This window comes from Pirellulales bacterium (assembly GCA_035939775.1).
GTDB lineage: Bacteria > Planctomycetota > Planctomycetia > Pirellulales > DATAWG01 > DASZFO01.
Map to the genome: position 1 here is coordinate 1 of DASZFO010000351.1, position 13,600 is coordinate 13,600.

A 13,600-nucleotide genomic window follows, 5' to 3' on the forward strand; every position below is an offset into this window, starting at 1 on the left:
CCAGCGTGAAGTCTGCCAGGCGATCACCAGTTTGAACCGCTCGCGGGCCTCGGCGGCTTGGACGATGGCTTGCTGACGCGGCCACTGGGGCATTGAAAATCGCTTGCATTACGTGCGCGATGTCAGCTTTGGCGAGGATCATAGCCGAATCCGAAAGGGTCGCGCCCCTCAAGTCATGGCCGCCTGCCGAAACGCCGTAATCGGTCGGCTTCGCTTCTGGAACTGCCAAAATATCATGACAACCCTGCGCCAGAATGCCTATCAGCCTCAACCGCTCTTCGCCAAGCTGGGCTTATTGAAACAGTAGTTCGCCCTTCACCGTACAGCCGTGCGAGCGCTGATTTGGATGGCGGGCCGCAGCCGGTTTTGTCGAGCTATTGGCTAGACGCGGAACGACGCGGGACGCGCCGATTTGGCGATCGTCGCGATCGACAACGGCGGTGATCGCATGGTCTTCGTCGGTCCTGTTTCGACGTATTACGAATTCACGAGTAGTGCGTCGCAGCGGATGACCGACGAGGAATTCAGTTCAAGGATACAATCTGGCAACGAGCCGGATCGCCCGGGGTGGATCAAAGCATTTGATCCGCTGGCGAAGTGATTGAAGTGTCGCCCGCAGCATGGCCGATGCTCGCGATCCACAGCGCGGTCGCTAACAGCGTCCGTCGCGAATCCGCGCGGTTAGTTGACTGTCGCATCTCCGATCGGCTTGGCGACCAGCGAGCCGAGGGCGCGGCGGCCATCGTCGGTGATTCGCGTCTCTTCGATATCGACGTGCTGCAACTCTGGGATTTGCCGCAGCAGGCGGACGGCCGCGTCGGTGACTTGCGTTCGGCGAAGCACCAGATCATGCAACCTCGGCAGCCGCCGCAAGTTTTCGAGGCCCGCGTCGGTCAGGTGCGTTCCTGAGAGGTCAAGCGACGTGAGGCAGTCGAGAGCCGCAAGACATTCAAAGTCCCGATCGGCCAGCTTCTCGGGTTGATGTTTGCAGGCAATGTTGGTCGACAACCGGTTCCTCACGAGCGCAACTTGCTGGCGCAAATCGTCGATGGCCGGCTTCTTCGGCTCGTAGCTCACCGCCACATTTGGCTTCGCCCGCTGAAACTCAATAACCGCTTCATCACTGACGGGCGTTCGCTCAAGATAGAGATGGACCAGCGCTGGCAGAGAACGCAAATGAAGCAGACCTTCGCCGCCGACATTGCAGTTCGACAAGTCAAGCTGTTCCAGATCTGTCAGCCGGCTCAAACAGCTCAAATCGTCGTCGTGGAGGCACTCGCTCCCAAGCCCCAAGCTGACGAGGTGAGGTATTCTCGACAGATTCGCCAATGAGTCGGCGGTGATCGGTCCAGCGTGGCGGATCATCACTCGTCCAGGTCCGCCGAGTCCACGGATCCGCAGCTCGACATTTCGACTCGCGAGCGGTCGCGCATCGTCGGCTGGGCCGACCCTCAGCTCGTCCCGAATGTTCGATTGCCGCAGATCGATCTCGGTGAGGTGAGGACTGTCAGTCAGTTCGACGTTGATCAGTTTTGGCAGGCGCTCCAGCCGAACCGACTCCAGATTCGGATTGCCGACGCACGTTAGGCTCTCCAAGGGCGCGTCGACGACTTGGATGGCGGATACGTTAGAGTTGTCAAATTCAAGGCTGGCGAGAAATGGCAGCGATTCGAGTTTTAGACTTCCTCCGCCGGGAAACCGCACATTTTGAAAACTCAGATCAGACAAATAGTGAAGGTGAAGTACGGCATCGATCTCGGTCGGATTCAGCACAACACCGCTGAGATTGACTGTCTTCAGCATCGACGCCCCATCCAAGTGCAACGCTGGATTGGCCGTTGGACCGATTTGCGAGACGTCGTAGTCGATTTGGACCTCTTGAAGCACGGGCAACGCATCCAAGTCAATCGACGCGAGAAGTGGATTCGTCGCGAGGTAAATGCTACGCAGATTGGGCAGTCCTTCGAGTCGAATGCTCCGAATCGACGTGTTGATCAAGACAAGTTCCTCGAGTGACTTGAATTGCTCGACTAGCTGGACCGCTTTGTCAGAAAGAGCGGGGGATCGGATCAACAGTTTTTCCAAGGACCGAATGTTTCTTAGCTGAGCAAGGCCATCGCCCCTTAGATTGGGGGTGCCAAGACTTAGATTGTGAAGATTGTGCATGCGCGAAAGCGATGCCAAGCCCGCGTCCGTAATTGTTGAGTTGTCGAGCCTCAGATCCTCCAGTTGTGAAAGGCCTGCCAGTCGTTCCAATTCCTCGTCATTGACCGGTGCCTCTAAGAGAGACAAGACCTTCAATCCCGAAAGCCGACCAAGAGGCCGGAATCCGGCATCACTTACTTCGCCGCGACTGAGTTCCAGGTTTGTGAGATGACCGAGCCGTTGCAGCGGCGCGAGAGTGATTTCCGTAAAGTCCTTTGCCTCCAATTTGACCGAGTCAACTCGATCAAATAACGGGCGGATTACGTCTGCGATAGAGTCGGGCAGCCAATCCGGCGGCAGCCAAACAGAATTGACGGCAGTGACGACGCCGTCCGCTTGCCAGGCCTCAATGATCGCCAACTCGTTTTGCCGCTCGCGATGCCAAAACGCGATTGGCGCGACAAGGATTGCCACAAACGCGGTGAGAAGAAATGCAGTCCGCAAACGGAATTGCCACAAGCTACGGTGCCGTCGGCGCCATCGCTGAAAGGCCCACCCCACGGCCAGAACGACGGCCGCCGCAAAGCCGACGTCCACTGCAAAACCGAGCGGGCTCAACCTCCATTGCGCGCCTTCTATCACTGACCACGGATTCCCACTCCAATTCTTGGACGCGTCTTCGGGGCTAAAAGGTAAGTACGGAACATTTATGCTGGATCGCTGCACCCAAACCAACGGCCAGCCATGCTTGTACAATGGATACGCTCCCCTGCGGCCAGGGAACTCGACGAGGAACATCATCCCTGCCGTCAACAGCAGCACTAGCCACGTTGATGGATAAAGGCGGAGCAAGCGCCATTCGCCCGCGATGTGCGGCTCTTGTTTGGTCGGCGCAGTTGAAGTTTGGTTGTCCATCGCTCGCTACGATCAACTGCGGCAGCTTCAAACGTCGATGCGGCGCCAAGGCGGTATCGCTAGTACTCGATCACACCTAAGTTTTCGGGTTGGCCTTGCCGTAGCGGGAGCATCTTGCTCCCGCGGGCTGCGGCTGGAAGCCGCAGCTACGAAAAGCGTCGAACCCTAGAATCGAGAGGTGACAAAGCACTAGCCTGAGTTGCTTCATTATCCGCCGCGATGAACTGAACGTGCAACCGGATTTGGATCGGAACTGCCGACGTGTTCCGGGTCGTGGCGTTCTATGGGCTGGTCTGTTATTCTTGGTCTTGCTGTCCGACGCCTGCTGCGCAACTGCATTGATCGTTCGGCAACGAGCAAACTCAAGACGCCGGCATTGAAGGCGCGGCGGTTGAGAACCCCTCACAAAACCGCCTGGGAGAAGGGGACAGTCCCCGTTTTTGCTCCGCCGACCATCGCGGCGATGGTGCCCGCGCAAAAAGGGGGACAGTCCTCGGCAGATTTGTGACGGGTTCTAAGGCTGAGTTGCCCGCAGACCGGCCCCTGGTATACTTTCTTTCGCTCACGGACGAACGCCGGGCCAGCGTTAGCACGGAGTACGAGGTCATCGAGAAATGAATAGCACGGACGTGCCGATGTTTCCCCGACTCACTGTTTTGGCCAGCGGCAGCGCGGGCAATTCCAGCCTGTTGGAGGCGAACGGCTTCGGCCTCTTGATCGACATCGGTCTTGGGCCGCGGCAATTGGGCGCCCGGCTGGCCGCATCGGGCCGCTCGTGGCAGAACATCCGGGCCGTGGTGCTGACGCATACGCACGGAGATCACTGGAACGTCCGCACGCTGGCCGCTCTGCTCTCCAAGCGAATCGCGCTCTATTGCCACGACGAGCATCTGGCCGCGCTGGAAGAGAATTGTCCAGCGGAACTTTGCCAAGCGCTCGAAGCCGCGGGTTTGCTTCGCACTTATGCTGAAGAACAACAGTTCCCGCTTGGTGGCGGGACCGTAGCTTGCCTGCCACTCGCATTGCGGCATGACGGCGGGCGGACCTTTGGATTTCGATTCACGGGTCAGGGCGGATTGTTGCACGCCGCCTGGTCGGTCGGTTATGCCGCGGACCTGGGCTCCTGGGACGACCGCCTGGCCGACGGCCTATGCGACGTGGACCTGCTGGCCCTTGAGTTCAACCACGACGTGGAGATGCAGCGCTCGAGCGGGCGGCACCCGATGCTGATCGCCCGCTGCCTGGGAGACGAGGGGCATCTTTCCAACGAGCAAGCGGCGGAGTTGCTGAGCGAAACGATTCGGCGTTCGACGGCCAGGCGGCTGCGGCAGCTCATTCAATTGCACCTAAGCCGCCAGTGCAACCGCCCGTCGCTTGCGCAAGCGGCCGCCCAATCGGTCATCGACGCCATCGACCTTGATATAGCGATTCATACCGCCTTGCAAGACCGCCCCAGCCCGGCTTTCGAGTGCGGCGCGATGACGCTAGACCGGATTGCGTGATGAGGTGGTGAGACTCCGTAGGGAACGGGGCGTCCTCTGGGCCCTGTGGCGTTCCGTGAAGCGGCGCAAATCCCGATCAGAGCGGATTCTGAACGGCACCTGGGCCCGGAACGGCGCGCAGGTCCGGAACGGCACCGAGGCCGTTCCCTACGGCGTGAGGCCGGCGATGATCGCGCACCCGCGTTATTGATTGCCGCCGTTGTTCTCGATCGGCTTGGTCTCGAAGCCGAAATCGAGGCGTTCCGGCGGCTCGGCGGGCTTCGCGTCGTTGGAAGGCGTCGACGGATCGGCAGCCTTGGGGGGCGCCGAAAAGTCGAGACGGAGTTCCCCTCCCAAGCCCGAGCCACCCTCTTTCGAGACACCGACGAACTGGACCAGATTCGCGTTGAGCACGTAATCGGGGTGCTTGGTAAGAAACGTTTTCAGCGCAATTGGCTTCGATCGACTTCGCTGACCGCCGACATCCACGGCGACGACGAATCGGTCGGGCGCTCGCAAGGTGATCGTGCCGGTTTCACCGGCGGCAACATCCAAGTGCGCCCAGGGATTGGCCTTGGTGCTTTTTTCGGATGCGATCCACACGCCCACGGTGTCGTCGAGCGTGTTCTTGAAATGAAAGGCCACGTCCCCCTCGTCCGCCCGCGCCGGCCGAGGACCGGTGATCATCAACAGTGCCGAGACCATCAACGCCGCCGCCGAAAAGATCGTCTTCATCGAAATGTCTCCCGCAAATGAAGGGATTGAATGTTCATTAGAGCGCCTAACCAATCCGGCTGGGCAAAGGGGAAAATCCCCGCCGGATTTGTTAGGCGCTCTGAGCTTCATTGCTTGCCGTTGTCGCCGTTGAGCGGATTAGTTTCGAAGCCAAAGTCCAGTGTCTCCTGCGGCGCGGCGGCGTCCGCATCCTTCGGATTCTCGGATTGGTCCTGGGCTTTGGGCGGCGCGGAGAAATTGAATTCGAGTATTTCTCCGCCCCCGCCTCCGCCATCATCTGGGGCTCCAAATGCTTTGCCGAACGTCTTTTCGACGCTTACGTTCAGGACGAAGTCCGGATGTTTTGTCAGGAATTCCTTGAGGGCAATCGGTTTGGAGCGACTGCGCGAATTGCCGACGTCGACGGCCACGACGAATCGGTCTTGCGCTCGCAAGGTGATCGTTCCCGATTCACCGGCCGCGACGTCCAAATGCGCCCAAGGATTGGCCTTGGTGCTCTTCTCAGACGCGACCCACACGCCGACGCCCTGATCGAGCGTGTTCTTGAAATGAAAGGCCACGTCACCTTCGTCCGCACGCGCCGCTCGAGGACCGGTTGTCCAGAGCAGGGCCGAGATCAACAAAACCGTCGCCGAAAGTGTCGTCTTCATCGAAACGTCCCCCACTGAAAAAAAGGAAGAGAGCCAAGCCTAACCGCCCAATTCTACCTCAGTTCTCTCGATGAAACGTCGCATAATAACGCTTCTTCCCGCCGAATTGACCAGCCGTTATTTCTAGCACAACGCGTTTGGAAGTAAACACATTGGTCTCGCCGAGCATGATGTCTTCTCCCTGCTCGTCGCGGACAAACAGCGGATGCACGTCGCCGCGCGGCGTGCGCACGAAGAAGGCATACCAGCCCAGCCCGACGTGCAATGAAATCCGACGCTCGGCGGCCGTGGCGTTTGGCCGCATGAGGACGGTCCGCCATTCGTTTTTGGCGGCGGCAAAGGGGTCGTCGTCCGGCTTGGCCGCCTCGTCGATATTGTAGTGGTCGGTCAAATTGCACATCAGCAGCCGCAGGCCCGGCTCGCCCGTGCTGTTTTGGAATTCGAAATCCGCTTCGGTCGGAGGGCGCCAGCCGGCCGGCTTGGCGGCGATCAGCTTTCGATCTTGGACGACCTGTTCCACGTCGGGGAACACCTCGTGAACGTCCGGCGTGGGATCGTCGGCCGCGACGTCTTGCCTCCGCTCTAGTTCCAGGTCTTTCTCCGTGTTGATCCATCGCCAGAGAACCACCGAACCGACGACGAGCAACACAACCGCCAGCGTCGCGAACGCACAGGCCGCCACGAGCGTGCGGCGGCGCGCGACCCAGCGGGCCGTTCGCTCCAAGCGGCTCGCACGGCGCACTTTGACCGGTTCACCGCGCAAACAGCGCTCGAGATCGTCGGCCAATTGGCGGGCGGTGGCATAACGGCGGTCTGGCCGCTTCTCCAAGCAATGGGCCACCACGGCTTCGAGATCGCGCGAGACTTGCGGATTGAATCGTCGCAGGGCGGCCGGCTCGTCGTGCAGAATCCGCTCCATCAATGTCGGTGTCGGAGTCTGTTCGCCCGCGCCGAACATCGGCTGCAAGCAGAGCAGTTCCCACAGCGTCGCTCCAAGACTATAGATATCGCTGGTGCGATCGAGCCGCTCGGCGGCCAACACCTGCTGCGGGCTGGCGTAGCGCAACGTGCCGACGAATTGCCGCGTCCGCGTCAAACGCCCCTCTTCGTCATCGGCCAGTTGGGCCAGCCCCAAGTCCATCAACACGGCCTGCTCGCCGTCGGCGGTCACCATCACATTGCCGGGTTTGATGTCGCGATGAACGATGCCGGCTTCATGCAGCGCGTGCGCGGCGAGCGCCGCCTGCCGGACCAGTTCGACGACCTGTTCGATGTAGCCTTGACCCGGCCGCACGCGCGCTGGCTCGGTCGGCTCGGCCGCAATCGAGCGCGCGACGACGCGATTCGGCGGGTGTTCGGTAGTGGTCGTTGTCGTATTGGCGGCCGTGACGGTCAGCGAGCGTTCTTCTTGCCGGGCGCGGCTGCATGCCGTGCTGACGGCGTCGCGCCACGTGGCCCGGTTCACCTGCTCGATCCGAGATCCCATTTGCTGCAACTGCTCGCAGACGCTCACCAACGGCGCGCCTTCGACCAATTCCATCGCATAGAACCACTGGTCGCCGTCGCTGCCGGACGTATAGATTTTCACGAGATGCGGGTGTTCCACGCGGCCCAGTGCATGGATTTCGCGGGCGAATCGCTGCTCGGACTTATCGCCGGTGCGGACCAGCTTCTTAAGCGCCACTTGCCGGCCCAGGGATGGTTGCCAGGCGCGGTAGACGACCCCCATGCCGCCGCGCCCCAGTTCGCTCAACAATTCGAACTCGCCGAGCGTTCGTTGCGATGGTGGCGCATCCTCGACCGGCGGCTCATCGCTCTGCGACCGGGCCGCCCAGGCGTTGACTTCCGCGGCGCCGACTTCCATTTTGAGCAGCCGAGCCAGCAGTTCGGCATGCTGGCCCTGAAGTTCGGCCGGCTGTTTTTCCACGCGGCCGCTCGTATAGCACAAATACTCCACTTGCCGCTTGCCGTGCCGCGAATTGAGCAACAGCAATTCTTCGCTGTCCGAATCGTAAAGCGCGAGTGGATAGAGCGGGAGCGACTTTTCTCGCACTCCGTCGGTCCGAATCAGATAGACCCGCTCGGCGTCGGGCAGCTCGGCCACGCGGTCGCTCGCCATTTCCAGCGGCGCAAGTCGCCGCGAATGCTCGCCTGCCAGTTCAAACTGTTGCACGAGCCATCCCCCGCCCGATTTCCGCACCTCGCTGATGTATACCAATCGAGCGCCGGCCAGCAAGTCGATCCGGGCAAAGATTTCGCTCATGCCGGCCAGGATCGCCGCCGCAAAGCGACGATGGTATGCGTCTTCGCGCATTTCGGGGGCGGCATGGGCTTGCCCTTTGTTGCGATGCTGGATCAAACGGTCGAAGAGTTCGCTCAGCCGCACCGTCGTGCGCGACCCGCTCCCTTGCCCGAAGGATTCGCGCAGCGCCGCATCGAGCCCCGCGGACCGCGGCAGGTCGTCGCGCGCCCGGCCGAGCAGCATCTCGCGCAAGCGGCCATATCCTTCGTAGCCGGCGTCGGCCAGGAGCGGCACCAACCGGCGGGCGAATTCCCACCAGTGCCCCAGCGACGGCCGGGCCAGGTTTTGCAAGCATTCGTTGATCTGCGGATCGGGCTGGCCGAGGGCCGCATACTCCACAATCGCTCCGCAAGCCAGCAGCTTCACACCAAGTTCCGCAATCCGGCTGGCCGCCAGATGTTGTTCGAGCGGCGTTTTGGCGTTTAGAGCGCGACGAAACAACTGGGCCAGCGGCAACGGCAACCGCGCCAGAAATGCATCGTCGAATGAGAACGAATCATCCATCGGAAGTATGTCACCCGCCAGCGTTAGTTTCATTATCCTTCGGCGGCCAGTCTCAGCAAGCGATTTCGCTTGTCACGTAGGCAGCGAATGCCGACAATGAACGGCGGGGCTGCCTGCACGTGGAGAATCATGTTGAAACAGGTAGCGTTTCTCAGTTTGATGCTCATCGTCGCCGCGTCGTCCGCCGCCGGGCAAACGGTCAATTTCACGATTGACCCGACGCAGAGCGTTCAAGCGATCTCGCCGTATATCTACGGCATCAACCCCGGCGGCTCGAATCAATCCGCGTTCAACAGTTTGAACCTGACCTTCGAACGGCTCGGAGGCAACCGCTGGACCGCGTACAACTGGACGACCAACGCCTCGAACGCCGGCAGCGATTATCTCTACGAGAACGACAATTATCTCAGCAGCTCGACAACGCCCGGCGCGGCGGTCAATGGGACGTTGCAGGACGCCGCCAGCCGGAACGCCGGGGCGTTGATCACCATTCCCACCAACGGTTTCGTCTCGAACGACGAGAGCGGGCCGGTGGATAAGTCCATTCCTCCGAGCCAATCGCCGCACTTTACGCCCGAGTATCCGACTGCGAGCGCCGATCCGGCCCCGGCGGCGAATCACGTCTATCAAGACCAGTTCGTAAGCTGGGCCAAAACGAATTTTCCAAACGGTTTTGCAAGCGGCAGCAAACAGCCGATCTTCTTCTCGCTCGACAACGAGCCGGACCTCTGGTCCTCGACTCATCCGGAGGTGCACCCGAGTCCGGCAACCTACGCCGAGATGGTGCAAAAAAGTACCGACTATTCAAAGGCGATCAAGAGCGTTGCCCCGAATGCGCTCGTGTACGGCCCGGCGAATTATGGCTGGGAGGGGTATTTGACGCTGCAAAACGCCACGGATTCGTCGGCCGACAACGGCGCAACCAACCCAAACACGGGTAAGCCCTACGGCGATTTCATCTCGTATTATTTGGCCCAGATGAAATTGTCGAGCCAGACCGCCGGGACGCGCCTGCTCGATGCGCTCGACGTGCATTGGTATCCGGAGGCGACAGGGCTTAACGCCAGCGGCACGCCAACGCGAATCACCGGCTCGGATACATCGCCTGGCGTGGTGGCCGCACGTCTGCAAGCGCCGCGATCGCTGTGGGACCCAAACTACGTTGAAACGAGCTGGATCACGCAATACACGACGGGCGGCAAAGGAATTCAGTTGATCCCCCGACTGCAAGGCGAAATCAATACGAACTATGCGGGCACCAAGCTCTCGATCAGCGAGTACAACTACGGCGCCGGGGCTGATATTTCCGGGGGGATCGCCGAGGCCGACGTGCTCGGCATTTTTGGAAAACAGGGGATGTTCTCCGCCAACGAGTGGCCGCTCGCCTCGAAAGAGCCGTTCATCCTTGGAGCGATGGAAATGTTTCGCAATTTCGACGGCAAGAACGGCGCATTCGGCGACACCTCCATCTCGGCCACCAACAGTGACATCCAAGACGCTTCGGTGTACGCCAGCAAGGATTCGACGACGGCCGGGCGGCTCGTGATCGTCGCGCTTAACAAAACGGCCAGTCCCCTCTCCGCCGCGATCGCACTCAACAACACGGGCCAGACTTACACATCCTTCTCCGTCTACCGTTTGACCAGCGCCAACGCGCTCAATTCGGACGGCACGGTCGCCAATCCGGTCTACGTGAACACGTACCCGATCACCGCTCTGAGCAACTTCAATATGCCCGGCTACAGCATCAACACGCTGGTGCCGATGGTCGCTGCTCCGGCCGGCACGACTTACGATTGGAACACGAGCGGCGCCTCGGCCACCGACTGGACGGCCGGGGTTAATTGGACCCCAAATGGACCGCCGGGCTTCGGACTGGCCGACATTGCTCGCTTCGGCAAAACGGCGACAATCGGCGCGGGTAACACCGTTTACCTCAACGCCAATCAGACGATCGCTCAACTGGTCAATCAAAACGCCAATGCCTGGACGCTGGCCTCCGGCAGTCCGGCCACGAGCGCACTGGCGCTCCATGAAATCACCCAGTCGTCGAGCGCTGGGCTGACGATCAGCGCCCCGATCAGCATCGACAGCACGAACCAATTGATCTTCGACGGCGCGGGGAGCGGCTCGGTGACGGTCAACGGCGCCGTTTCCATCGGCGCGGGCCAGAGAGTGGTCAAGAACAGTCCGGGCACGTTAGTCGTCGCTACGGCTCCCACACTGGGCGCGGGAAGCCAGCTACAAATCAGCGCCGGCACAATGCGGTTCAACGTGACCACGGGCACGGCGAGCGTTGGCGCCGGCGCGACGGCAACGGTCGCCTCGGGGGCGACATTGGAACTCGCCGGCGCCGTCTCGGCCCTCTCTTCCCATGCCTCGGCCGCCAGCCGCGTTACGATCACCAACAATGGCCAACAAACGGCTGGCGGCAAGTTGCTCGTCAGCGGCCAAAATCAGCAGGTCGGCGGAATCAACGGCACCGGAGACACGGTGGTCAACTCAGGCGCGAGCCTGACCGCCGATCACATCGTTCAGAATTCTTTGGTCATCGGCGGCGCCGCCGGCAATCCCGCCTTGGTGACGATCGCTCCGTCCAATTCCGATGGCAGCCCGATGACGATCGAGCCGTCTGCCGCAGCCGGCGAATCTTTCGTCGGCGAGATCTCGGCTTCATCTCAACCATTTGCGGCGGGACTCGAAAATTCCGCGTCGCTCACCGACACCGGCGCACTGGACCCCTCCGAAAGCGACGGCCGGGCAGGTTTTTCATCAACCTTAGACGCGACAGGCGATTCGAGCGCGGTCCCCGAGCCATCCACGTTTATTCTGCTCGGTTTGAGTGGCGTTGCCTGCCATATCTCCGGCGCGTTTCGACGCCGACGCAAATCGTAGCGAGTCGTGACCACCGATTTGCCGCTTCGCGTGGATTCGATCGAACCAAGTTGGTCGCCTTCCGCTCTACGACTCAGTAGTTCATCTATCCGGATGCCCGATCGAGCGGGTGCCTTTGAATTCAGATGATTGCCGGTCGGTATGGCAATTGCGAATCAAAACCCGGCCCGATTCTTGCCGGTTGATGGTATCGGCGCGGGGTTTGCTACGTTTGCGGCGGCAGCGCTGGTCGGCAATCGGCTCGCTCGAAATTCCGGGAGACAATGTCATGAGCATGGGATCGTTATTGGGCGGCGGTAGCTCCTTTCAGCCGACCGGACCGCGCGGCCCCTGGATGGGGTGCGGTTGCAGTAGCATTTTTATGATCATCGCCGGTATATGTCTGGTGATGGGGGGCTGCTTCCGGATGCTCGGTCAGTAGATCAACTCGAACCCGTCGCGCGGCGGAGCTGCGACTGCCGCGTCGGGCCAGACGAATTCCAACGAATCACTTCTTGAAAGGGAACCTGTCATGCGCGCCCTGTGCGGATCGATCATCACGGCGGGAGCGCTCGTCGGATTAGGACTGACGGCCCTCGCATTCGGAATCCGCTTTGAGACCTTCGGCCCGACACTCACTCACGGATCGGGCCAAGAGTTGTACGGTATCCCCACGCTCGTCGTGATCCTCGTCGTGCTCTTGATCAGCGTGATCATCGGCCTCGGAATCGCTTTCCTCGGCCTGGCATTCCACCACGAACGCCGGCACTACGAACTCCACCGCGATTCAGGTAAATCGGGACGCGACGAAAGCGGCGGGATAATTTAGCGAAATTATGATGCGTCACTTCCGGAAATTCGTGTAATCGTCGCTTGATGGCTCGTTCGCGCCGGGCTTCGCTGAGGATGACGCTGAGTCGGCCGAAAACCTTTGAGCCGCGAGCACTAGCACGATTGCCACCGGCGCGGCTACCAAGACCATTCGAGCGACTGAGCGAACGTAAGGGCCAGCCCGGCGGATTGGCAACACCTCGGGGATCCAGCCGAGCAGGGGCGCAGCGAATAACGCGGCGAAGTTCGCCGTCGTGAGGCTTCCAAAGAACCGGCCGACGACGAGCAGGGAGAACAGCCCGATGACGCCGACGCCAATCGCGCCGCGCAGATCAGGGATCTCGGAGAAAACCAACGACGCGCCTGCCGCTCCGACCAGCGCTGCCGCCAAAGGCAATCCAAGTTCCCCGCCGGTCGCATATCCAGACAGCATCACCGTCGCCCCCGCGCCGCCGGCGGCCAGGGCGAGAGAAAACGTGACGCTTCGGCCCGCAGAGTGGTCTGCGAGCCGATTGAGCAATGCCCAGTTCGCAATCAATGCGAGCGCTAGCCCTGCTAGCACCAGCCACATCTGACCCGACGATGTCTCGTTCGCGTCGCCCGAGCCTGCGATATAGACGGAACCGTGTAACAATACTCGAGCCGCACCGGCGGCAATCAACATTCGAAGCGACCAAGCGACAGCCGGCTTCAATCGAACAATCGCGACAACAACCTCCACGCCAACGACGATCGGAATCAGGACGACGAGCAGGCGATCGAGATCTTCGCGCGGCGGGAAGCGCAGCGGGACGCCGAGCAACCAGGCCCCCGCCAGCAAACCGGCGCCAGCGCCGATTGCTCCGCCGGCAGCGATCCAACTCGGCCGCGAACGACGCCAGCCCGCCAGCAATATCATGATCGCTGCCAGCGTGAACGCGGCCGCGGACGCCTTCAGGATCAATACCGGATCGGGCATCGGCTGTTCCTGTAGTGGTCGCAGTGGCAGAGGTCGCTCGTTAGCCGGTTCGCTTGCGAACCGAAGTCGGAAGCCGTCGGCCATCGGAGGCCGAAAGTCGCGCGAGGCGATTCCAATTATCGCCTGAATACTCGATCTACCGCGTCCGAACTCCGCCTACTCCGGTTCGCAAGCGAACCGGCTAACGAGCGATCTTCGGCCTCCG

At 61.0% G+C, this 13,600-nt stretch carries 9 protein-coding genes; 4 read left to right on the forward strand and 5 right to left on the reverse strand.

Going from position 1 to position 13,600, the window contains the following annotated elements:
- The first annotated feature begins 412 nt into the window (after positions 1-412).
- Positions 413-601, forward strand: coding sequence for a DUF3160 domain-containing protein (locus tag VGY55_22625; GenBank protein ID HEV2972781.1), 189 nt, complete (start codon positions 413-415; stop codon positions 599-601).
- Between the two features lie 80 nt (positions 602-681).
- On the opposite strand, the gene VGY55_22630 is transcribed toward VGY55_22625, so the two are convergent.
- Positions 682-2,619: a hypothetical protein gene (locus VGY55_22630; GenBank protein HEV2972782.1), complete on the reverse strand. Its 1,938-nt coding sequence runs from the start codon at positions 2,617-2,619 to the stop codon at positions 682-684.
- Positions 2,620-3,674: 1,055 nt separating this feature from the next.
- Here VGY55_22630 and VGY55_22635 point away from each other — a divergent pair.
- Positions 3,675-4,562, forward strand: coding sequence for an MBL fold metallo-hydrolase (locus tag VGY55_22635; protein ID HEV2972783.1), 888 nt, complete (start codon positions 3,675-3,677; stop codon positions 4,560-4,562).
- A gap of 183 nt (positions 4,563-4,745) precedes the next feature.
- Here VGY55_22635 and VGY55_22640 read toward each other — a convergent pair whose 3' ends face one another.
- From VGY55_22640 to VGY55_22650, 3 genes are all read right to left on the reverse strand, one after another.
- On the reverse strand, positions 4,746-5,276 hold the full coding sequence (locus VGY55_22640) for a hypothetical protein (GenBank protein ID HEV2972784.1): 531 nt from the start codon (positions 5,274-5,276) through the stop codon (positions 4,746-4,748).
- 107 nt (positions 5,277-5,383) lie between these two features.
- Entirely contained in the window at positions 5,384-5,926 is a 543-nt protein-coding gene (locus VGY55_22645; protein HEV2972785.1) for a hypothetical protein, read from the reverse strand.
- A gap of 58 nt (positions 5,927-5,984) precedes the next feature.
- Positions 5,985-8,732 (reverse strand): serine/threonine-protein kinase, encoded by a 2,748-nt coding sequence (locus VGY55_22650; GenBank protein ID HEV2972786.1) that lies wholly within the window; start codon positions 8,730-8,732, stop codon positions 5,985-5,987.
- Positions 8,733-8,861: 129 nt separating this feature from the next.
- On the opposite strand from VGY55_22650, the gene VGY55_22655 reads away from it, so the two are divergent.
- Both VGY55_22655 and VGY55_22660 read left to right on the forward strand, forming a co-directional pair.
- Positions 8,862-11,627 (forward strand): glycoside hydrolase family 44 protein, encoded by a 2,766-nt coding sequence (locus VGY55_22655; protein HEV2972787.1) that lies wholly within the window; start codon positions 8,862-8,864, stop codon positions 11,625-11,627.
- Between the two features lie 511 nt (positions 11,628-12,138).
- Positions 12,139-12,435 carry a hypothetical protein gene (locus VGY55_22660; GenBank protein HEV2972788.1) on the forward strand — a complete coding sequence of 99 codons (297 nt, stop codon included), beginning with the start codon at positions 12,139-12,141 and terminating at the stop codon, positions 12,433-12,435.
- A gap of 15 nt (positions 12,436-12,450) precedes the next feature.
- Here VGY55_22660 and VGY55_22665 read toward each other — a convergent pair whose 3' ends face one another.
- On the reverse strand, positions 12,451-13,395 hold the full coding sequence (locus VGY55_22665; GenBank protein HEV2972789.1) for a hypothetical protein: 945 nt from the start codon (positions 13,393-13,395) through the stop codon (positions 12,451-12,453).
- Between the last annotated feature and the right edge of the window lie 205 nt (positions 13,396-13,600).

What these genes read in the sequence shown, in the direction of transcription:
- VGY55_22650 (HEV2972786.1), bottom strand. Translation starts at nt 8,732, where the DNA reads ATGGATGATTCGTTCTCATTCGACGATGCATTTCTGGCGCGGTTGCCG.
- VGY55_22655 (HEV2972787.1), top strand. Translation starts at nt 8,862, where the DNA reads ATGTTGAAACAGGTAGCGTTTCTCAGTTTGATGCTCATCGTCGCCGCG.
- VGY55_22635 (HEV2972783.1), top strand. Translation starts at nt 3,675, where the DNA reads ATGAATAGCACGGACGTGCCGATGTTTCCCCGACTCACTGTTTTGGCC.
- VGY55_22640 (HEV2972784.1), bottom strand. Translation starts at nt 5,276, where the DNA reads ATGAAGACGATCTTTTCGGCGGCGGCGTTGATGGTCTCGGCACTGTTG.
- VGY55_22665 (HEV2972789.1), bottom strand. Translation starts at nt 13,395, where the DNA reads ATGCCCGATCCGGTATTGATCCTGAAGGCGTCCGCGGCCGCGTTCACG.
- VGY55_22660 (HEV2972788.1), top strand. Translation starts at nt 12,139, where the DNA reads ATGCGCGCCCTGTGCGGATCGATCATCACGGCGGGAGCGCTCGTCGGA.
- VGY55_22645 (HEV2972785.1), bottom strand. Translation starts at nt 5,926, where the DNA reads ATGAAGACGACACTTTCGGCGACGGTTTTGTTGATCTCGGCCCTGCTC.